This is a genomic window from Thermophilibacter immobilis, assembly GCF_015277515.1.
GTDB classification, from domain to species: domain Bacteria; phylum Actinomycetota; class Coriobacteriia; order Coriobacteriales; family Atopobiaceae; genus Thermophilibacter; species Thermophilibacter immobilis.
Genome location: NZ_CP063767.1, coordinates 1,902,566 through 1,920,946 on the forward strand (window position 1 = coordinate 1,902,566; position 18,381 = coordinate 1,920,946).

24 protein-coding genes are annotated in these 18,381 nt (G+C 63.3%); 4 read left to right on the forward strand and 20 right to left on the reverse strand.

Annotation, left to right across the window (positions count from 1 at the left end):
• Positions 1-29 precede the first annotated feature (29 nt).
• The 7 genes from INP52_RS08525 to INP52_RS08555 all read right to left on the reverse strand — a co-directional run bounded on the left by INP52_RS08525 (position 30) and on the right by INP52_RS08555 (position 5,389).
• Positions 30-818, reverse strand: coding sequence for a GntR family transcriptional regulator (locus INP52_RS08525; RefSeq protein ID WP_194370878.1), 789 nt, complete (start codon positions 816-818; stop codon positions 30-32).
• Between the two features lie 158 nt (positions 819-976).
• Positions 977-1,621: a ribulose-phosphate 3-epimerase gene (locus INP52_RS08530; RefSeq protein ID WP_194370880.1), complete on the reverse strand. Its 645-nt coding sequence runs from the start codon at positions 1,619-1,621 to the stop codon at positions 977-979.
• Between the two features lie 11 nt (positions 1,622-1,632).
• On the reverse strand, positions 1,633-2,562 hold the full coding sequence (locus tag INP52_RS08535; protein ID WP_194370882.1) for a type I phosphomannose isomerase catalytic subunit: 930 nt from the start codon (positions 2,560-2,562) through the stop codon (positions 1,633-1,635).
• A gap of 100 nt (positions 2,563-2,662) precedes the next feature.
• Positions 2,663-3,511 (reverse strand): PTS system mannose/fructose/sorbose family transporter subunit IID, encoded by an 849-nt coding sequence (locus tag INP52_RS08540; protein ID WP_194370884.1) that lies wholly within the window; start codon positions 3,509-3,511, stop codon positions 2,663-2,665.
• A gap of 20 nt (positions 3,512-3,531) precedes the next feature.
• Positions 3,532-4,347 (reverse strand): PTS sugar transporter subunit IIC, encoded by an 816-nt coding sequence (locus INP52_RS08545; protein ID WP_194370886.1) that lies wholly within the window; start codon positions 4,345-4,347, stop codon positions 3,532-3,534.
• Positions 4,348-4,367: 20 nt separating this feature from the next.
• The gene (locus tag INP52_RS08550) at positions 4,368-4,862 is read right to left on the reverse strand and encodes a PTS system mannose/fructose/N-acetylgalactosamine-transporter subunit IIB (RefSeq protein ID WP_194370888.1); all 495 of its coding nucleotides are present in this window, start codon (positions 4,860-4,862) and stop codon (positions 4,368-4,370) included.
• A 98-nt stretch (positions 4,863-4,960) separates the two neighbouring features.
• A complete protein-coding gene (locus INP52_RS08555; protein WP_194370890.1) occupies positions 4,961-5,389 on the reverse strand; it encodes a PTS sugar transporter subunit IIA in 429 nt (142 codons plus the stop codon).
• 251 nt (positions 5,390-5,640) lie between these two features.
• On the opposite strand from INP52_RS08555, the gene deoC reads away from it, so the two are divergent.
• From deoC to INP52_RS08575, 4 genes are read left to right on the forward strand one after another with little or no spacing between them, the layout of a single operon-like run.
• Entirely contained in the window at positions 5,641-6,354 is a 714-nt protein-coding gene (gene deoC / locus INP52_RS08560) for a deoxyribose-phosphate aldolase (protein ID WP_194370892.1), read from the forward strand.
• A 27-nt stretch (positions 6,355-6,381) separates the two neighbouring features.
• Positions 6,382-7,326 carry a class I mannose-6-phosphate isomerase gene (locus tag INP52_RS08565; RefSeq protein WP_194370894.1) on the forward strand — a complete coding sequence of 315 codons (945 nt, stop codon included), beginning with the start codon at positions 6,382-6,384 and terminating at the stop codon, positions 7,324-7,326.
• A 60-nt stretch (positions 7,327-7,386) separates the two neighbouring features.
• The gene (locus INP52_RS08570; protein ID WP_194370896.1) at positions 7,387-8,259 is read left to right on the forward strand and encodes an SDR family oxidoreductase; all 873 of its coding nucleotides are present in this window, start codon (positions 7,387-7,389) and stop codon (positions 8,257-8,259) included.
• Between the two features lie 37 nt (positions 8,260-8,296).
• Positions 8,297-8,704: a C-GCAxxG-C-C family protein gene (locus INP52_RS08575; RefSeq protein ID WP_194370898.1), complete on the forward strand. Its 408-nt coding sequence runs from the start codon at positions 8,297-8,299 to the stop codon at positions 8,702-8,704.
• 117 nt (positions 8,705-8,821) lie between these two features.
• Here the strand turns inward: INP52_RS08575 and INP52_RS08580 are convergent, their stop codons facing one another.
• The 13 genes from INP52_RS08580 to infA all read right to left on the reverse strand — a co-directional run bounded on the left by INP52_RS08580 (position 8,822) and on the right by infA (position 18,379).
• Positions 8,822-9,577 (reverse strand): DeoR/GlpR family DNA-binding transcription regulator, encoded by a 756-nt coding sequence (locus INP52_RS08580; protein ID WP_194370900.1) that lies wholly within the window; start codon positions 9,575-9,577, stop codon positions 8,822-8,824.
• A gap of 83 nt (positions 9,578-9,660) precedes the next feature.
• Complete coding sequence (locus INP52_RS08585) at positions 9,661-10,734, reverse strand: glycosyltransferase family 2 protein (RefSeq protein ID WP_194370902.1); 1,074 nt, start codon at positions 10,732-10,734, stop codon at positions 9,661-9,663.
• A 158-nt stretch (positions 10,735-10,892) separates the two neighbouring features.
• Complete coding sequence (locus tag INP52_RS08590) at positions 10,893-11,678, reverse strand: hypothetical protein (RefSeq protein WP_194370904.1); 786 nt, start codon at positions 11,676-11,678, stop codon at positions 10,893-10,895.
• Positions 11,679-11,793: 115 nt separating this feature from the next.
• Complete coding sequence (gene truA / locus INP52_RS08595; protein WP_194370906.1) at positions 11,794-12,585, reverse strand: tRNA pseudouridine(38-40) synthase TruA; 792 nt, start codon at positions 12,583-12,585, stop codon at positions 11,794-11,796.
• A 49-nt stretch (positions 12,586-12,634) separates the two neighbouring features.
• Positions 12,635-13,393 carry an energy-coupling factor transporter transmembrane component T family protein gene (locus tag INP52_RS08600; protein ID WP_194370908.1) on the reverse strand — a complete coding sequence of 253 codons (759 nt, stop codon included), beginning with the start codon at positions 13,391-13,393 and terminating at the stop codon, positions 12,635-12,637.
• Positions 13,386-14,981 (reverse strand): ABC transporter ATP-binding protein, encoded by a 1,596-nt coding sequence (locus tag INP52_RS08605; RefSeq protein WP_194370910.1) that lies wholly within the window; start codon positions 14,979-14,981, stop codon positions 13,386-13,388. The genes INP52_RS08600 and INP52_RS08605 overlap by 8 nt, the downstream gene beginning before the upstream one ends.
• Before the next feature lie 73 nt (positions 14,982-15,054).
• Positions 15,055-15,558 (reverse strand): 50S ribosomal protein L17, encoded by a 504-nt coding sequence (gene rplQ / locus INP52_RS08610; protein ID WP_194370911.1) that lies wholly within the window; start codon positions 15,556-15,558, stop codon positions 15,055-15,057.
• Between the two features lie 30 nt (positions 15,559-15,588).
• Entirely contained in the window at positions 15,589-16,530 is a 942-nt protein-coding gene (locus INP52_RS08615; protein WP_194370912.1) for a DNA-directed RNA polymerase subunit alpha, read from the reverse strand.
• Positions 16,531-16,554: 24 nt separating this feature from the next.
• On the reverse strand, positions 16,555-17,148 hold the full coding sequence (gene rpsD, locus INP52_RS08620) for a 30S ribosomal protein S4 (protein ID WP_194370916.1): 594 nt from the start codon (positions 17,146-17,148) through the stop codon (positions 16,555-16,557).
• Between the two features lie 15 nt (positions 17,149-17,163).
• Positions 17,164-17,565: a 30S ribosomal protein S11 gene (rpsK, locus tag INP52_RS08625; RefSeq protein ID WP_194370918.1), complete on the reverse strand. Its 402-nt coding sequence runs from the start codon at positions 17,563-17,565 to the stop codon at positions 17,164-17,166.
• A gap of 10 nt (positions 17,566-17,575) precedes the next feature.
• The gene (gene rpsM / locus INP52_RS08630) at positions 17,576-17,947 is read right to left on the reverse strand and encodes a 30S ribosomal protein S13 (protein WP_194370920.1); all 372 of its coding nucleotides are present in this window, start codon (positions 17,945-17,947) and stop codon (positions 17,576-17,578) included.
• Between the two features lie 15 nt (positions 17,948-17,962).
• Entirely contained in the window at positions 17,963-18,076 is a 114-nt protein-coding gene (gene rpmJ, locus INP52_RS08635; RefSeq protein WP_009278459.1) for a 50S ribosomal protein L36, read from the reverse strand.
• 84 nt (positions 18,077-18,160) lie between these two features.
• Positions 18,161-18,379, reverse strand: a complete 219-nt coding sequence (infA, locus tag INP52_RS08640; RefSeq protein WP_194370923.1) for a translation initiation factor IF-1 — start codon at positions 18,377-18,379, stop codon at positions 18,161-18,163.
• Between the last annotated feature and the right edge of the window lie 2 nt (positions 18,380-18,381).

Consider the following 18,381-nt stretch of genomic DNA (forward strand, 5'->3'; position numbering starts at 1 on the left):
ACCTCGGCGATGGAGGGGTTGCCGGCCGATCAGCCGATCAGCGCGTCATCGTAGGTGGCAAAGCCGTCGAAGGCGTCCCGCTGGCTATCCGAGGACGGGGCGACCTCGAACTCGAACGAGTTCTCGCTGCCCCGGTACATCGAGGCCGAGTACTCAACGATGTTATCGTTCTCGTCGCGTCCCACGGTGTGGAAGTAAAAAAGGGGGTCCCCCACGGGCACGTCAAGAAGGACGGAGATGGACGAGTCCGCCTTGATGACCTCCAGGTGACGCGTGATCCTCTTTACCGGATGGCCCAGCTCGGTCATGCGCTCGTAGAGGCGCTTCTGGGAGAAGTCGCAGTCAGTGAAGTTGGGAAAGAGGGCACAGGGAACGTAGTTCTCCATGAAGACGTTGGGAACGTCATCCACGTAGCGAAGGCGTATCAGCTTGTACACGGGGTCTCCCGGAGCAATTCTCAGCCCTGCGGCGACCTCGTCGTCTGCCGGCTCCTCCTTTACCAGGATGGGCAGCGTCCTGACTGCGCGACCCGCCGCCGCGATCTCGTCCTCGAAGCTTCGCACGCCCGAGCCCCCCAGAGGGGTCTCCGGCTCGCTTGTCGCAAGGTCGGGATTCATGACAATGGTCCCGCGGCGCTTGCGCTTGTCGAGGTAGCCCGCGTTGACAAGAATCTGGAGCGCCTGCCTGATGGTCGGGCGGCTGACGCCGTACTCCTTGGCAAGGGCGACCTCCGTGGGGATGACGTCTCCCACGGCGTAGGTACCGTTCTTGATCTTTGCGAGGAGGTCGTTCTTTATAGACGAGTAAAGCGTTTCCATGTTCTCGTAATCCCATGCTGCTATACAAATACTTATGTACTTACAAAAATACCATGTTTAAAAGAATGTGCCCTGACTATTCCCGAATCAGGGCACACCACTACAAAACCAGCAGGATTGACCCATCGTCACTATTGCGTCAGCAGCCGTGGACGCTGCTAGAGGCGGCGAAGGTCCTTCATAATCTCGGCATAGGGCCTGCCCTTGCCGAACAAGGCACTCGTTCCCAAAACGGCGCCATCGGCACCGAGCGTCTCGGCCTGCTTGATCACCTGCGCGGAGCAGGCACCATCAATAATAATCTGGTAGCCGAACTCTTCCTTGTGCGCGGCAAACTCCTCGATCTTGGGGTTGACGTAGTCGAGGTAGGTCTGACCCGCAAAGCCCGGGTTGACGGTCATGATCAAGACATAGTCGACGGTGGGCAGGGAGTACCTGACGCTCTCGAAGCTCACCCCCGGATCTACGACGATACCGGCCTTCATGCCAAGCTCGGCAATCTTGAGCAGCGTGGAGTTAATCGGTTGCACGGCATCGGTATGAACGTAGACGATCTTGACGCCGGACTGGGCAGCCAGGTCGATGAAGACGTCCGGCTGGGCGGCCATCAGATGGATGTCACAGGGAACGTCCGTCCTCCTGCAGATGGCCTCCACGTCATACTGCCCGAGCCCGAAGTTGGGCACGAAGGAGCCGTCCATCACGTCCAGATGAAAGATATCGGCACCGGCCGCGGCAAGCTCGTCGGTCTCCTCGCCAAGCCGGGAAAAGTCAGCGCACATCATTGAGGGGCAAAGCAGCATGCGTGTTCTCCTTACGCAGTCGTCATCATGCAGGTAAGCGTTCCGGAAATCTCGGTCTTGCAGCCCCGTGGGGCAAGGAAGTGGGAGCCGACCGCAACCCCGACGCCGTTGACCGTGCCCTGGCCGCGCACGACGCTCACGAGCTCGTAGGTGCCTCCCTCGAGGACGTAGGCGTCGTCGTCGACCACGAGCTTCTCGATGGTGAACGAGGGGCTGTCGCAGTAGGTTGTCCTGACGCAGCCGCCATAGGCAACAACGGACGCCTGGTAGCCCTCGTAGTTGCCTGCGGAGTCATAGTGAAGCGTGGACAGGGCCTGCTCGAGGTGGAGCGGGCGCTTGTTGCCCTCAGGATCGACGCGATCGTAGTCGTAGAAGCGATAGGTGACGTCGGTGGACTGCTGGACCTCGTAGGCAATCACGCCCCTGCCGCAGGCGTGCAGGGTGCCGGACGGGATGTAGACGAAGTCGTCCCTACGCACCTTGAGGTGGCGCACGAGCTCGACCCACCTCCCGGCGGCGATCTTCTGACGCAGGTCCCGCTCGTTCGCACCGTTGTGACCAAAGACGATGCGCGCGTCGGGATCGGCCTCAAGAAAGTACCATGCCTCGTTCTTGCCATAGGGATAGCCCAGGGCACGGGCGTGCTCCTGGTCGGGATGGACTTGAATGGAGAGGTCGTCGCAGAGGCAGAGCAGAGAGACGATCACCGGGAACGCGCGATCGGTGTCGCCAAAGAGCTCGGGATTCGACTCCCACAGCTCGCCCAGCGTCTGGCCCTTGAACGGTCCGCTCTGGCAAATGTTCGATCCCTTGTCCTGGGCGGCAAACGCCCAAGCCTGCCCGGTCATGCGAGGCATCCAGTCGTAGCCGTAGTACTCCCTGATGGCGGCGCCGCCCCAAACGGTCTCGAAGGGGAGGGGCTTGAAGAAGAGGGGTTCCATGAGACTCCTTACCATGCGTTGAAGCAGGGGCCCAGCAATTCCTCGAACTGCTGGGCCCCGCATTTCTCTGTGCCAGAGCCCGTGCGAGCGGTTCGGGGGCCTACAGGAAGGTGACGGCGCAGAGCACGATAACAGCGACGACCAAGATAAGCATGGTCTTGGTGGCGGTGTACTGCTTCTTATTGAGCATCCAGTAGGTGAACAGGACGGTGATAAGAGCAAGCAGGCCGGGGAACACGCCGTTGAGCGTATCCTGGAGCGCGCTCATCTCCGAGCCCATGGGAATCTGGACGATGGTCTTAACCGAGATCATCGATGCCGCCAGCGTGCCGGTGATGATGATGCCCACGACGTTGATCGCGTCCATGATGCGACGGGAGTTCTCGCCCACGAAGATGTCCAGGGCGTTCAGGCCCATCTTGTAGCCGTAGCGAAACAGGCCGTAGGAGAGCCCCATGCCGATGATCAGCCAGGAGACGATGTAGAACAGGGGGCCGGCGGCGCTGCCGTCAGCGGCGATGGACATGCCGATGGAGAGCAGCGTCGGAACGATGATGCCCTGAATGACGGAGTCACCAAGACTGGCGAGGGGGCCCATCAGGGTCGTCTTGATGGAGACGGGAAGCTCATTGGGAGTCTCGCCGCCCAGGGCGATATCCTCCTCCATGGAGGCGACGATGCCGTTGATGATGGTGCCCACCTGGGGCTCGGTGTTGTAGAACTGCGAGTGGCGGAGCAGGAGCTCCTTTTTGCCCTCGGGATCGTCGGCATAGAACTTCTCCGCGAAGGGGATGTAGGACCACGCGAACCCGTGGGTCTCGAGCTTCTCGTAGGAGGAGGTTGCGAACCAGCCCACCTGCCAGCGATACCAGAGCTTGTTGAGGTCGCTGTTGGTAAGGCCCTGCTTGCCGTTGGCGCCAACGCGCACGGACTGACTATCCTTTGCCATGAGTGAGTCCTCTCCTCTCGTTAGAATAGGTCGGCGTCTTCGTACGCGGCGTCTGCGGAGGACGTCAGGACCTCACCTGCGGCGGACTTGCCAGAAGCGAGGTAGACGAGGTACGCGACGACGGCAGCGATGAAGACGACGGGGATGGTCCCCAGGCCGGCAAAGGCAAAGAGCACGAAGCCGAGGAAGAAGAAGACGAGCTGGGTCTTCTCCTTGACGACGATGTTCATGAGCATGCCGACGCCAAGGGCGGGCAGAACGCCACCGAGGACCTGGATCATGTGGGTGACCAGCTCGGGAACGCTGGAGATAAGAACGTCGACGAAGCCCTGGCCAAAGTAGACGGCGATGAAGGCGGGAAGGAAGCGGATGAGGAAGGTGCAGATCTGGGACACCACGATGTGCCAGAAGTTGAGCGCCTTGGTGTCTCCCGCTGCCGCGGCGTCATACTCCTTGTTGTTGATCACGGAGTAGAAGGCCATACGGAGGTTGTAGAAGATGAGGCCGAAGCTGTTGCCCACCAGCACGGAGAGCGTAACCGCAATCGCGGGGTCCTTGGTGGTGGCCATCGCGAGGCCCATGCCCGCGTAGCTGGCATAGGAGATCTCGGCGTTGGTGGCCCCGCCAGTGGAGAGGTTGGCGATGAAGACCGCCTGGACGGCGACGCCACACAAAACGCCCTGGGTCACATCGCCAAAGATGAGGCCGAGGACCAGACCGGCTACCAGGGGGCGGCCAAGGCAGTAGAAGCTTCCGGTGGTACCCAGTGGGTTAGCGGCTTCGATGGCGGCAAGATAGCTGAAAATGCCAACGAGCGCTGCTTGAAGTGCAAGCATGTTTTCCTCCTTCGTTCACGCTATGCAGACTGATACTTGGCCTTGATCTGGGGCCAAGCGGTGACCTTGTTGTCGGGAATCAGCTGGAACTGAAGATCGATTCCCTGGGACGCCAGGTAGTCGAATGCCTCGACGTCCTCGGTCCCGATGACGACGGCGTTGCCGAGGTTCTTGGCGCCGCCTCCGGAGGCGTGGATGTTGCCCACGTTGAGCACGCCTCCAAAATCGCCGCCGGCCTTCTTGAGGTTCGCGAACTCCTCGACGGTGTCCGAGATGACGAAGAAGTTCTTGGGAGACTCCTTTGCCTTCTTGAGCGCCTCGACCCCCTGGGCGACCGTGTAGATGCCGATCTTGAAGTGACCGGCTGCGGCACGCAGGACCTTCTTGCGCAGCTCGTCGCCAGCGACTGCGTCGCTGATGACGAGAATCGCGTTGAGCGGCCTCTGCGTTGCCCAGCGGGTCATGGTCTGCCCGTGAATCACGCGGTCGTCAATCCGTACAAAGCTGATAGCCATTGCGCGACACTCCTCTCTCTTGTTCTTTGCTTTTGCTATTTCATCGAAGCGCCTCTGCGCGCCTCGACCTGACACCACCGCATGTGCGACGCCTCTCCCTAGAAGAGGTCGTCGTCAATCTCGCAGGCGTCCGGACCAGGAGCGTCCGCTCCGCTCACTCCGAGGGCACCGGAGGAAAGGGCGCACTGGTAGATGGCCTCGAGATCATCGGAGGACGCCGCGTCCATGCCCACCTCGATCAGCATGGGAAGGTTGAGACCGCACGCGATGCGGATGCGGTCGGGGTCTTGAAGGTAGCGGGCGTAGGCCTCGTTATAGGGAGTCCCACCCTTGAGATCGGCCATCACGAGGACGCCTTTGTCAACGAGGTCGTCCATCTTCTTGTTGAACTCGGCGCGAAACCCTTCGATGCCCCCGTCGACCGTGAGGCTGAGCGTATCGATGGTGTCTGTGGGGCCCATCAGCATCCGATAGGCGTCATAGACGCCCCCGCACAGCGTTCCATGAGAGACGAGAAGGATGTTCAAGGCAGCTCCTTACATATGGCAGTTCGGTGTAGCTTGCTTATATGACAGCATTTATTTCCTACACTCTTCCATCACATTCGAATTATTGCAGCACTTATTGCAGCACTATTCGGACAAATCAAGAGGAATTTTGCGATTTTTGTAGTCACGATACAGACATATTTCCATATATGCAAACCACACTGGTATATTTTGACTAACATGTTTTCAAACAGACGAAAGGCGTCTGTTCCGCAACCGAAGGGGAAGCCATGACCACCTGGACCATCGATGACCTCTGTCAGCTGATTGACCACACCAACCTCAAGCCCAATGCGACCACAGCCGACATGCACACGCTCTGCGATGAGGCGCGTCAGTACCACTTCCGCATGGTCGCGATTGAGTCGTCCCAGGTAGCCCGATGCGCGCAGATGCTCAAGGGGACCGATGTCCACGTGGGCGCCGCAATCAGCTTCCCCCTGGGTCAGACGAGCGTTGCCACCAAGGTCTTCGAGACCAAGGACGCCCTCGCCAACGGGGCTACTGAGATCGACTACGTGGTCAACCGCACCGAGCTCAAGAATGGCAACTGGGACTACGTGCGCGACGAGATGCAGCAGATCGTCGACGTGTGCAACGAGGCCAAAGTTCCCTCAAAAGTCATCTTTGAGACCCAAGAGCTCACCAAAGATGAGAAGATAAGACTCTGCCAGATTGCCGCGGAGGTGAAGCCGACCTTCGTCAAGACCTCCACCGGCTTCTCTCTCGCGGGAGGTGCCACTCTTGAAGACGTCGAGCTCATGCGTGCCAACGTCCCCGCTGAGGTCAGCGTCAAGGCCGCCGGTGGCATCCGCGACGCCGACACGTTTCTCGCCATGGTCAAGGCGGGTGCCCGGCGCATCGGCTGCTCTGCAGGCATCCCCATCATCGAGGAGATCCGCCGTCGCATGGACGAGCAGGGTGTCGACCATATAGAGTTGTAGGAATCCGGAAAGACAGGAGAGACCGATATGACCCCTCTGAGGCTCAAGCCAAACTACATCTCTCCCATCTGGTCGGGGGACCGCATCGCCCGAGCTCGCGGAATCGTCTACGACAAGGGCACTCCCCCGGGAGAGTCCTTTGACGTCACCGCTCACCGCGACCTGGTCAACACCGTCGAGGGAGGACCCTACGACGGTATCAGGCTCGATGAGCTCATCGACACCCACCACGAGGAGCTTCTCGGCCAAGGCCTTCCCGATGACGACGGGATCATCCAGGTGGTGACCATGGACGCGCGCGAGTCCCTCTCGGTGCAGGTCCATCCCGACGAGGCCTACGCCCAGGCTCACGAGAACGATCACGAGAAGACCGAGTCGTGGTACATCTTGGCGGCCGATCCCGGCGCGACCCTCATCGCCGGATCCACCACCAACGACAGGGACGCCCTGCGCGCGGCGGCGGCCGATGACACCGTCGGGAACCTCTTTGGACGACACGTGAGCGTGAGCGAGGGCGACTTCATCCTCATCCCGGCCGGCACCATGCACGCGCTGGGCGCGGGCATCTTCGCCGTGGAGATCGGGTCCCTGGGCTTCAAGACCTATCGCATCTGCGACTGGGGCCGTGGCCGCGAGCTGCACGTCAAACAGGGCTTCGACCTCATAGACACCTCCCTGCGCCCCGAGCCGCGCCATCTGGGAGCCTTCGACCCCAACGGGCCCGACCAGGTGCAGCTCGGCGTCACCCACGAGCTCTTCGAGGCCGAGGTCGTTGACGTCCACGGCGAGTTCGCAGGCGAGCTCTTGGACCGCTACCAGATTCTCACCTGCGTCTGGGGCGACGCTCAGGTGTCCACCCCCGAGGGGGGCACCACGGACCTCAAGTTCACCGAGTCCCTTCTCATCCCCGCAAGCGCGGGAAGCTACACCGTGCGGGGGACCTGCCGCGTCATCCGGAGCTACCGCCCCTAGCCCGAGCAAGAGCGCGCATCACGAGGTTTGGCACCGAACACGACCGCAAGGGAGAGCAGCATGAAACCACATATGATCATCACCGGCGCGCGGGGCTATCTTGCCAGCCTGATCCAGCTGTACAACAAGGACAACTTCGACTTCACCGGCTTCGAGCGCCATGACGTCGACTACTCAAAGCCCCAGGAGGTCGGGAGGTTCTTCGACGCGCTCGACTTCGACCTCTTCTTCCACACCGCCGCCAACGCCCAGACCGCTGCCTGCGAGAACGACCCCGAGGGCACGCATCTGGTGAACTGCGACTCCGCCATAGAAATCGCAAAGGTCTGCCGTAAGAAGGGCAAGCGCTTCGTCTTCATCTCCACCGAGCAGGTCTTCAATGGCAAAGCGGTTCCCGGCCCCTTCGACGAGGCCACGGCCGCGGACAGCGTCACGAACTACGGCAGGCAGAAGGCTGAGGTCGACTCCTGGATTCGCGAGAACCTCGACGATTACATCATCATCCGCCTGAGCTGGCAGTTCGGCATGCCCCTGCCGCACATCAATCCGTCCCCCGGGATCGTGCTCAACGCGCTTGCGGCCCTGCGCTCCCAGACCCCCACGAAGTTCACCGTCAACGAGAGGCGCTGCATGACCTACGCCCAGCACCTCGCCGACAACTTCAAGAGGATAACGGAGCTCCCCACGGGCGAGTATCACATCGCCAGCTCCAACGACAAGAGCACCTACGAGTGCGCCAGGATCGTGGCCCGCGCGCTTGGCTACCCCGACGCCCAGATCGAGAAGTTCATACTCCCCGACAACGAGCGCTACTCCGACCGCTTCCGCGACTATCGCCTGGACAACGCCAAGGCGCTGGGCGCCGGCATTGAGCTTGGGTCCTCGTTCGAGGATGACGTGGAGCGCTGCGCGAGGGATTTCGGCTGGGCATAGGCCCGGCCTTGGGGGCATCGGACAGAGCGGAGGGGCCATGTTCGTGGGCAAAGCGCTGCAGACCTATCAGAAGACCAACAACTATAGCTGCTCGGAGGCGCTCATACATGCCGCCAATGATTACTATGATTTAGGATTAGATGAAAAGTCATTCAAGATGATGTCTGCCTTCAGCGGTGGCATGTACTCCGACCAGACCTGTGGGGCCCTTGTCGGGGCGAGTGCGGTGCTCGGGGTGCTCTACTCCACCGGGCGGGCCCACGACAGCGAGCTCATGCGGCGGCTCGTCAAGGAGCTGGTCTCTCGGTTTGACCACGACCTGGGAGCCATGAGGTGCGAGGAGCTCAAGAGCCGCCACAAGACCGACGAGCTCCGCTGCGAGTGCATGGTCAAAACGGCCGCGGCCATTCTCGAGGATCTCATCGCCCGGCATCCCGTCGAGTAATCCCTCAGCGTGGTCGCAGGCAGCCCCCTCTGCCGCGCCTCATACGAGGTGCGGCAGTTTTTATGCGGCACCGGGGTCGAGGTGCCTCAGACTCGACACGCCTCAGCTTGGAATCGCCTATATGACTATCGACCCGAGGTCCTTGATCTGGGCCCGCAGCTTCGTGGAGGGCCGGTCGGTGATGAGGGCGTCGAAGCTCGAGACGCTCGCGTAGACGTAGTTCCCTCCGATGCCAAACTTGTGCTCGTCCACCACCAGAAAGCTCCGTCGCGAGTTCGCTATGACCAGCTGTTTGATCATGGCGTCGTCCCAGACGTAGGTGGTGACGTCGCCCGTCTCCAAGTCGACGCCCAAGCCGCCCAGAAAGACCTTGTCGAACCGCATGGGCTTAAGGCACGCAAGGGCCATGGTCCCAATGAAGCCGTCGAGCTCCGTGTTGACGCTGCCTCCGGTGCCCAGAACGGTGAGGGCGGGGTTGGTCGCGAGCGTGCGAAGGATCTCCATCATGTTGGAGACCACGAAGACCTGCTTGGACCCCTTGGCAAGGAGCTCGGCAAGGGCGAGGTTGGTGGTCGAGACGTCCAGAAAGATGGTGTCCCCGGAGGCGATCTGCTCGAGGGCCTTCTCCGCAATGACGCGCTTCTCGGCAATGTGGCTGCCCACGCGCTTGCTGACGTTTCTGTCGGGCGCGCTCGCGACGCTGAGCGCGCCCCCGTAGACCTTCTTAAGGGCGCCCTGCGCGTTAAGCTGCTTGAGGTCCTTTCTGATGCAATCCTCGGTCACCGAGAAGCGCTGGGCCAGGTCGGCCACGGTAACGCGCCCCTCGGCGTTGATGAGCTCGATGATCTTCGCCTGTCGCTCCTTGAGAAACATGGGTCCTCCGTCGGTAATTCCCTTGTGCGTAATTCCCTTTTGTTTTTGTGTTGGGTCCAGGAGAGGGCCAGGCGTCAGGCTCCCTACACGAATGCGTCCGGTACGATCCGCGCCATGGAGCCACGCCTCAAGAGCGAGACGAGCCGGGCCTGCACGCAGACGAGCGCCACGTTATGCGCGCGAAGGGGGACGAGAAGGGCGCGTGCCTCGCTGCCCTGCGGATGGGCCACGCTGAGCGCGAGCTGGGCGCTCTCGGTCCCGATCATCTGAGATACCAGATGGCGCTGCTCGGAGGCAGACAGGGGGCTCCCCCACCCGCACACGTCCTCGATGCAGGCCACGAGGCGCTCGAGATGGCGGTTCTGGAGCATCTCCATGCTCGCCACGTCACCGTCGAGCCCCCAGGCGTGGTAGAGGGCCAGAAGGTTCGCGTGCTCCTCCTCCAGAAGACGAACCCGGGCGGACCCTCCTCCCGCGCTCAGCGCAGGGGCGCTCGAGCGGCTCAGATGATACCCGACGCCACCCATCACGCCGACGCGCTGGACCTCGCGCAGATACCCCATGACGAAGGCGTGGTCCGTCAGCGCCTCGGGGTCAAAGCGCACGCCCCACTCGTCGATGCGCGCGCGCGAGAAGAGCTTGGCGCTCGCGGGAAGGAGCTGCCCCGAGGCAAAGAGCTGCCAGGCGGCGGCCCTGAAGTCCTGCTGCGTGGGATAGATCAGAGGTTCCGAGGAGGCAGCGAGCTCCGATACGCGCGGGCCCGCAGAGGACACGCTCACCGAGAAGCCGCCCACGGCCAGGTCGAGATCGTGCTCCTCGGCGCTCTTCACGAGGTCGGTGAGCAGCGAGGGCTCGGCCCATCCGTCGGCGTCCATGACAAGCACCCAGGAGCCTCGCGCACGGTCAAGCGCGAGCGACAGGGCTTCCTGACGGCCCAGCTCGTCAGCACGCACGACCACTACGCGCAGGTCGCGCTCAGCGAGCGCGTCGAGGAGCCTTAGGGTGGTGTCATCGGACCCCGCGTCGACGACCACGAGCTCGAAGTTTCTGAAGGTCTGATTCTGGAGGCTCTCGACGGCACGCCGCACGGTCTTACCGGCATCATGGGTCATCATGAGTACCGAAACCGTAGGTGAAGTTGGCGTGTAGTGCATCATGCACGGTCCTTTCGCCCCACAAGAAGCTGCGTAGGAACATGCTCCCTAGGTTATCAGCCACCCCGCCAAGCTGAAGGCACACGACCCCCCCTTGGCAAAATGAGCACAGTGGGGTCTCACATGACCCCTGGCCGCGGGACACTCTACGAAAGGGGCTCCTACTCCGCCGCCACCAGAAGACCGAGCGCCACGTCGAGCTGCGTCGCGTCGATCACCTGAGAGCCCGTCTCGGTGACGCTGCCCTCGTCATCGGTCGTGGTCTGGGGCACGAGCGTCGCGTCCACGCGCGTCAGGTTGGCCCTCCCCACGCTCGAGAGGGTCTGCGCGAGCGAGAGCAGCTCCTGGGCGCCCATGTCCGTTCTAATCTTGGAGAGCAGCCCCGAGGCCGAGCTCACGAGCTCGGACGCGCTCGACCCCGCAAGCGACGAGGCCTCCTCGAGCACGTCGTCCGTTGCGACGACCACGTGGGCAAACTCCACGTTGGTCGCCTTGGAGAGGGGCGCCACGCACGCGGCGTAGCCCGAGGACGTGTAGAGGTCAGAGAGGGTGACGGACGAGTCCTGCACGCTCAGCGTGGCCTCGAGCGGAACGTCAGCCAGGATCGCCGTGCCCTGGGTCTTGTTGAGCGCGAGGATGCGCGCGGAGTTGAGGGTGGCACCCGTCTGATCTAAGCTGTCCGCCGTAAACAGGAGGATGCACTCGAACTCGTCCGTGGAGGCGACGTAGGACTCGTCTGACACGCTCGTCGAGCTCTGGGCGCCCACGGCGCTCGTGAGGCCCGTGTCACCAAGACGGCTCTCGAGCTGCACGCGGTTCCATACCACGCCCACGACGAGGGCCGCCGCCACGAGCACCACGCCGCTTATGACCGCACCCATCACGTTTTTGTGCGGACTCTCACGAGGGACGTCAATGCGGTCGAACTTCTCACGCTTTCTGGGCATCTCACGCGCCTCCCTCTGGCTCCTACAAGACGGACTCTAGAATAGGATACCCGAGGCGATGGGCGCAGTTCCTGCAGTCGCAGCAATCCCACGGACGGGTTGGGGCTCGCCGGGGCTACTCCCAGCTCTCCAGCATCCGTTTGGGATATGCCACCCCCACGAACGTGAGGCCCTTGGCCGGGGCGCAGGGGCCTGCGGCTGTCCGCTCAAGCGCGTCGAGGACCTCGCTCACCCACGCGGCAGGACGGTGGCCTCTGCCCACCTCCACGAGCGTCCCCGCGATGGTGCGCACCATGTTGTGGAGAAAGGCGTTGCCCGTGACGTCGATGGCCACGAGCCGCTCGCCCGCCTCGCAGACGCTGCTCACCGTGAGCCCCTCCACCCGGCGACAGGTTGGCCTGCCCACGGCCGAAGTGGCCTTGCAGAAGCTCTTGAAGTCGTGCTCGCCCACGAGAGGCTGGGCGGCGGCGTTCATAGCCTCGACGTCAAGCGCGCCCTTGTACCACCAGGCGTGGTCCCATGCCAGGACGGGACGCGCCTCCCCCGCCGCGATGCGGTAGCGATAGCTCCGGCTCAGGGCATCAAAGCGCGCCGAGAAGCCCTCCGGGGCGCGCTGGATCCCCCTGATCGAGAGGTCGTCTGGCGTGAGCGCCACGAGCGCGCGCAGAAGCCGCCGTGCCGGGAGCTTAAGCTCGTCAGCGCTCACGGGCAGGCTCACGTACTGGCAGAGCGCATGGACACCCGCGTCCGTGCGCCCGGCGCAGGTCAGCTCGATGGGACGACGTAGCACGGTCTCCAGGGCGCGACGCAGCTCGCCGGCCACGGTGCGCTCGCTCGGCTGCTCGGCGAAGCCGGCAAAGTCCGCCCCGCGATAGCCCAGCTCTATGACCATGGTCGCGTCTGCCATGAGGCCCCCTTCTCCCCTGCGAGGATACCACGCGCCCCTTCTTCTCTGCTCAGGCGAGGACCGTCACCACGACCCAGGCCAGGCCACCGAGAAGGACCGCGCGGTCGCGCCTGGTGAGCGGACGCGCCATCAAGGTCTGCTCGCCCGTGTAGCAGCGATCCGCCATGGCGCACGCCAGCTCGTCGGCTCGGCGGAACAGCCCCACGAGCAGGGGCACGAGCACCTGGGTCCAGCCCCGCAGACGCCTCACGATGCCCCCCTCGTCGAGACGGGCCCCCCGGGCGCGCTGCGCGCATCTGATCCGTTCGACTTCCTCGACCGTGAGGGGAATGAAGCGAAGCGCCACCGAGATCGCCGTGCCCACGCTCCCCACGGGAACGCCCACCCGGGCGAGCGGAGACATGAGACTCGCGAACGCGTCGGCGATGGCGGGCGGCATCGTCGTGGCGGAGAACACGAGCGCGAAGCCCACCACAAGCACGATCCTTCCCACGGCAAGCGCCCCGCGCACGAGGCCTGCCAGAGAGACCTGGGGCTGCCCCGCGAGCACGACCGCATTGGCGAGAAGCGAGAACGCAAGGACCACGAGCGCGGGGCGCAGCCCCAGGGCGACGGTGCGAAGCGACGTCTTGCTTGCCGTGAGAGCTGCCACGAGCCCTGCCGCCGCGAAGGCAAAGCCGAGGGGCGTCGAGGCCCCAAAGGAGGCCACGGCGGCCCCCAGAAGCAGGGCCGTCTTCACGCGCGCGTCAAGCAGGTGCATGGGGGTTGCTCCGGGGGCATAGGCACCCGGCAAGGGAGCCCTACGCATGGTCCCTTCCTCCCCGGGCCGCGCGCAGGCGCACCTCGAAGGGCACCTCGAGGCCAGCTTCCTCAAAGATCTTCGGGGCCTCGAACAGCGCCTCGGGCGGCACCGTCCGCACGACGCGACCGTCACGGACAAAGACGACGCGCGTGGCCTCGTCCAGCCACTCATCTGCGTCATGGCTGATCACGAGCACGGAGGCACCGCGCGAGGTCAGATTCCGTATGAGATCGTGCAGAAGCCGTCGCGCAGGCGCATCGAGTCCCGCCGTGGGCTCGTCGAAGACGTAGGCGACGGGTTCGGCAGCGATCACGCCCGCGAGCGCGACGCGGCGCATCTGACCGCCCGAGAGCTCGAAGGGAGACCTTCTCAGAAGCTCCTTTCCCACCCCGAGCCGGACGGCCGCGGCGTGGGCGTCCTTCTCGGCCTCCCGGGGCGTGCGACCCGCCGCCAGGGGGCCAAAGGCTATGTCGGCAAGGATGGTGTCGGCAAAGAGCTGGTCCTCGGGTCGCTGGAAGGCAAGGCCCACACGCCCGGCCCGCACCGACTTCCTGTCAAGCAGCGCCCGGCCCGCGTCCGGCTCGAGGACGCCCGCGAGCACCCGGGCGGCCGTGGTCTTTCCCGAGCCGGGTCGCCCCAGCACGAGGGTCAGCCCGCTCGACGCCGCAAGCGAGACCTCATCGAGGGCGCGCACGTCACCATACCCCACCGTCACCTGAGAGAGCGAAATCTCATGAGTTTGGGCGGTGGGGCATGGCTCGTCCGTAGCCTCCCGCCGCACGCGGACGGACTCCGGTCCCAGGAACGCCGCGAGCCCCTCGGGGTCGGGCTGCTGACCAAGCGCGTAGCCCCGTCGGGTCGCCTCTGAGAGGAGACGCGCCAGCGTATCATCCGCCAGCCCCGCAGCCGCCAGGGCTGCCTCGCTCTCAAAGAAGCCCTGCGTTGTGCCCTCCCAGCCCATGCGGCCGCCCGAGAGCACCAGGACGTGATCGGCCCCAAAGGGCGCCTGGGCCCCATGAGCTATCTCGAGGACGCCAACGCCTCGCTCGACCAGGTGCCCGACCGTCGCGCGGAGCCGAGCGCGCGCGATACCGTCCAGCTGAGAGCCCGCCTCGTCGAGCACCAGGTAACTCGGATGCAGGGTGAGCACGCCAGCCAGGGCCAGGAGCTGCTGTTGTCCGCCCGAGAGCTCCGTGGTCATGCGATCGGACAGCTCGGAGATGCCGCAGGCGACAAGCGACTCGTCGACGCGCGCCAGGACCTCCTCGCGCGCGAGGCCCAGATTGCGAGGCCCAAAGGCGACCTCGTCGGACACGAGCGCGCTTACGATCTGATTGCGCGGGTCCTGCCGCACGTAGCCCACGCGACGGGCCAGCTCGCGCGCTGTAGCGAGTCCCGAGACGACCCCATCGACCGTGACGGTGCCGTGCGCAGGGAGAAGGGCACCATTCAGCATGCGAGCGAGCGTCGACTTTCCGGACCCGTTGAGCCCGAGCAGCACCGTGCGCTCGCCCGGCATCAGGTTCAGTGAGACATCCTCGAGCACAGGGTGCTCTCCGTCATAGGAGAACCCCACGCGGCGCAGCTCGATCAACGTCTCACCTCCCGAGAAAAAGGGCCCCGGCGCATGGCCGAGGCCCCAACATCAAACGTACGAGAAGCCCGACCTACTCGGCCGTCTCCTCAGAGGCCTCCTCGGCCTTGGGCTCGTCCTCGGCGGGAGCGTCATTCTCGGCGGGCTTGTCCTCCTCGACGGGGGCAGCCTCGACCTTGGTGACCTTTGCCTTGGGAGCGACCTTGGCCTTGACGGGCTCAGTGACGAGCTCCATGATCACGACCTCGGCAGCGTCGCCCTTGCGGGGACCGAGCTTCATGATGCGCGTGTAGCCGCCGTTGCGATCGGCCCACATGCCCTGCGCGGCCTTCTCAAAGATCTCGCGAACGAGATCCTTGTCACCGAGCTTGGCGATGGCAAGGCGACGAGCCGCAAGGTCGCCCCTCTTGGCCCAGGTGATGACCTTGTCCACGTCTCCGCGGATGGCCTTGGCGCGCGCGTCCAGCGTCTTGATGCGGTCGTTCTGAAACAGGGCACAGACCAGGCTCTTCTTCATGGCCTTGGTATGGCTGGCATCGGTGCCAAGCTTCATGCCCCTCTTCTTGTTGTGTCGCATTTCTTGCTTCTCCTAAATCCGGCGGCGCGCCTAGAGCTTGAGGGAAAGTCCCATGGTCTCGAGCTTGTCCTTGACTTCCTCGATGGACTTGACGCCAAAGTTTCTGATATTGAGCAGGTCATTCTCAGAGAACTCGACGAGCTGGCGCACAGAGTGGATGCCGGCGCGCTTGAGGCAGTTGTAGGAGCGGACGGAGAGGTCCAGGTCCTCGATCTGCTTGTCGAGCTCAACGTTGTCCTCGACGGTGCCTACGGCGAAGATGGATGCGTCCTCGGCGGGCTCGTCCTCGTCGGCCAGGCTCATGAACGCAGCCATGTGCTGGTTGATGATGTTGGCGGCCTCGACGACGGCATCGCGCGGAGTGATCGAGCCATTGGTCTCGACCTCGAGAACGAGACGGTCGTAGTCGGTGTGGCGTCCGACGCGGCAGGCCTCGACGGCCTTGGCGCAACGGCGCACGGGCGAGTAGAGCGAGTCCACGTGGATGATTCCGATGGGGTCGTTCTCGCGCTCGTTGTCCTCACCGGAGACGTAGCCGCGACCCACGCCTATGCGCATGCGCATGGTGAGGTGCGCACCCGCTCCAAGCGTGCAGATGACCTGATCGGGGTTCACGAGCTCAAACTCGGCGGGAATCGAGAAGTCGCCACCCGTGACCGTCATGGGGCCGTCGACGGAAAGTGTGGCCTCCGCCTCGTCCCCGGTTTCCATGGAGCGGAAGTACAGCCCCTTGACGTTCAAGACGATGTCGGTGACGTCCTCGTACACACCCTCGACCGTCGTAAACTCATGCTGCACGCCGTCGATCTGGATGGCCTCCACGGCAGCCCCCGAAAGAGAGGACAGCAGCACGCGGCGCAGCGAGTTTCCCAGCGTGTCACCATAGCCGCGCTCGAGCGGCTCGGCGCTCACGCGCGCGAGGTTCTCGCTGATCTCTTCGACCGACACTTGGGGTCGGATGAATTCGGACATTGCTACCTCCAAAACTAGTCGGGCTTACTTGGAGTAGAGCTCGACGATCAGCTGCGCGTCGATGTCGAGGTCAATCTGATCGCGCGTCGGCGTCTGGAGGACGGTGCCCTTGAGCTTCTCGATGTCGACCTCAAGCCAGGCCGGCACGGCCATGTGCTCGGAGGAGATGAGGGCCTCCTTGATGGGGAGCAGCTCCTTGGCCTTCTCGGCGACCGCGACGACGTCACCAGCCTTCACCTGATAGGAGGGGATGTCGACGCGACGACCGTTGACGGTGATGTGACCGTGACGGACAGTCTGACGAGACTCCTTGCGGGTGCGGGCAAAGCCGAGACGAAACACCACGTTATCGAGGCGGCACTCGAGGATGCTCATGAGGTTGTCACCGGTGATGCCCTCGCGCTTCATGGCAAGCGCGTAGTAGCCGTGGAACTGCTTCTCGAGGACGCCATAGATGAACTTGGCCTTCTGCTTCTCGCGAAGCTGCATGCCGTATTCACTCTCCTGGCGGCGACGACGCTTGGGCTCGCGGTGAGAGGTCTTGTTGATGCCCATGACAACGGGATCGATGCCGAGCTGGCGGCACCTTTTAAGGACCGGGGTCCTATCGATAGCCATTGATACTCCTCCTAGCTACACGCGGCGACGCTTGCTCAGACGGCAACCGTTGTGCGCGATGGGGGTCATGTCCTGGATGCCCGAAACCTCCAGGCCAGCGGCCTGAAGAGAACGGATGGCGGTCTCGCGGCCGGAGCCGGGACCCTTCACGAAGACGGCAACCTTGTGCAGACCGTGCTCCATGGCCGCCTTGGCCGCAGCCTCGGCAGCGAGCTGTGCAGCAAACGGCGTGGACTTACGAGAGCCCTTGAAGCCGACGGTGCCACCAGACTGCCAGGAGATGACGTTGCCCTGAGGATCGGTAATCGAGACAATGGTGTTGTTGAAGGTGCTCTTGATGTGGGCCTGGCCCACAGCGATGTTCTTGCGCTCAGACCGGCGGACGCGCGTGGTGCGAGCGTTCTTCTTCTGCGGCATGGTCTACTCCCTAGCCCCTCTTCTTTGCACCGATCTGACGCTTCTTGCCCTTGCGGGTGCGAGCGTTAGTGTGGGTGCGCTGGCCACGGACAGGAAGTCCCTTGCGATGACGCAGACCGCGATAGCAGCCAATCTCCATGAGGCGGGCCGTGTTCTGCCTGACCTCGCGGCGAAGGTCGCCCTCGGTGGTGAAGTTGGCGTCAAGGTAGTCGCGAATCTTGGTGACCTCGTCCTCGGTCAGATCCTTGACGCGGGTATCCGGATTAACGCCGGCCTCTGCGCAAATCTTGGTTGCGCTGGTCTGGCCGATGCCGTAGATATAAGTGAGTCCGACCTCAACGCGCTTCTCGCGCGGCAGGTCGACGCCGTTGATACGGGCCAACTTGGAGCTCCTTCCTTAGCCCTGACGCTGCTTATGGCGCGGGTTCTCGCAGATGACGTAAACCTTGCCATGGCGACGGACAATCTTGCACTTGTCGCACATCTTTTTGACCGAAGGACGTACCTTCATGAGCCATTCCTTCCGGTAGTGCTGATACGAACTTATCTACTCGCCCAGCCGCTGGCGTGAACATCCACAGCTGAAAGACGCGACCTACTTGTAGCGGTAGGTGATGCGCCCCCTGGTGAGATCGTAGGGAGAAATCTCGACCACGACCTTGTCGCCGGGAAGGATGCGGATGTAGTTCATCCGAATCTTGCCCGATATGGTGCAGAGGATAGTCTTACCGTTCTCGAGCTCAACCTTGAACATCGCGTTGGGCAGGGGCTCGACGACCTTGCCCTCCAGTTCGATGGCATCTTGCTTGCTCAAAT

What these genes read in the sequence shown, in the direction of transcription:
- INP52_RS08525 (WP_194370878.1), bottom strand. Translation starts at nt 818, where the DNA reads ATGGAAACGCTTTACTCGTCTATAAAGAACGACCTCCTCGCAAAGATC.
- INP52_RS08530 (WP_194370880.1), bottom strand. Translation starts at nt 1,621, where the DNA reads ATGCTGCTTTGCCCCTCAATGATGTGCGCTGACTTTTCCCGGCTTGGC.
- INP52_RS08535 (WP_194370882.1), bottom strand. Translation starts at nt 2,562, where the DNA reads ATGGAACCCCTCTTCTTCAAGCCCCTCCCCTTCGAGACCGTTTGGGGC.
- INP52_RS08540 (WP_194370884.1), bottom strand. Translation starts at nt 3,511, where the DNA reads ATGGCAAAGGATAGTCAGTCCGTGCGCGTTGGCGCCAACGGCAAGCAG.
- INP52_RS08545 (WP_194370886.1), bottom strand. Translation starts at nt 4,347, where the DNA reads ATGCTTGCACTTCAAGCAGCGCTCGTTGGCATTTTCAGCTATCTTGCC.
- INP52_RS08550 (WP_194370888.1), bottom strand. Translation starts at nt 4,862, where the DNA reads ATGGCTATCAGCTTTGTACGGATTGACGACCGCGTGATTCACGGGCAG.
- deoC (WP_194370892.1), top strand. Translation starts at nt 5,641, where the DNA reads ATGACCACCTGGACCATCGATGACCTCTGTCAGCTGATTGACCACACC.
- INP52_RS08565 (WP_194370894.1), top strand. Translation starts at nt 6,382, where the DNA reads ATGACCCCTCTGAGGCTCAAGCCAAACTACATCTCTCCCATCTGGTCG.
- INP52_RS08570 (WP_194370896.1), top strand. Translation starts at nt 7,387, where the DNA reads ATGAAACCACATATGATCATCACCGGCGCGCGGGGCTATCTTGCCAGC.
- INP52_RS08575 (WP_194370898.1), top strand. Translation starts at nt 8,297, where the DNA reads ATGTTCGTGGGCAAAGCGCTGCAGACCTATCAGAAGACCAACAACTAT.
- INP52_RS08580 (WP_194370900.1), bottom strand. Translation starts at nt 9,577, where the DNA reads ATGTTTCTCAAGGAGCGACAGGCGAAGATCATCGAGCTCATCAACGCC.
- INP52_RS08585 (WP_194370902.1), bottom strand. Translation starts at nt 10,734, where the DNA reads ATGATGCACTACACGCCAACTTCACCTACGGTTTCGGTACTCATGATG.
- INP52_RS08590 (WP_194370904.1), bottom strand. Translation starts at nt 11,678, where the DNA reads ATGCCCAGAAAGCGTGAGAAGTTCGACCGCATTGACGTCCCTCGTGAG.
- truA (WP_194370906.1), bottom strand. Translation starts at nt 12,585, where the DNA reads ATGGCAGACGCGACCATGGTCATAGAGCTGGGCTATCGCGGGGCGGAC.
- INP52_RS08600 (WP_194370908.1), bottom strand. Translation starts at nt 13,393, where the DNA reads ATGCGTAGGGCTCCCTTGCCGGGTGCCTATGCCCCCGGAGCAACCCCC.
- rplQ (WP_194370911.1), bottom strand. Translation starts at nt 15,558, where the DNA reads ATGCGACACAACAAGAAGAGGGGCATGAAGCTTGGCACCGATGCCAGC.
- INP52_RS08615 (WP_194370912.1), bottom strand. Translation starts at nt 16,530, where the DNA reads ATGTCCGAATTCATCCGACCCCAAGTGTCGGTCGAAGAGATCAGCGAG.
- rpsD (WP_194370916.1), bottom strand. Translation starts at nt 17,148, where the DNA reads ATGGCTATCGATAGGACCCCGGTCCTTAAAAGGTGCCGCCAGCTCGGC.
- rpsK (WP_194370918.1), bottom strand. Translation starts at nt 17,565, where the DNA reads ATGCCGCAGAAGAAGAACGCTCGCACCACGCGCGTCCGCCGGTCTGAG.
- rpmJ (WP_009278459.1), bottom strand. Translation starts at nt 18,076, where the DNA reads ATGAAGGTACGTCCTTCGGTCAAAAAGATGTGCGACAAGTGCAAGATT.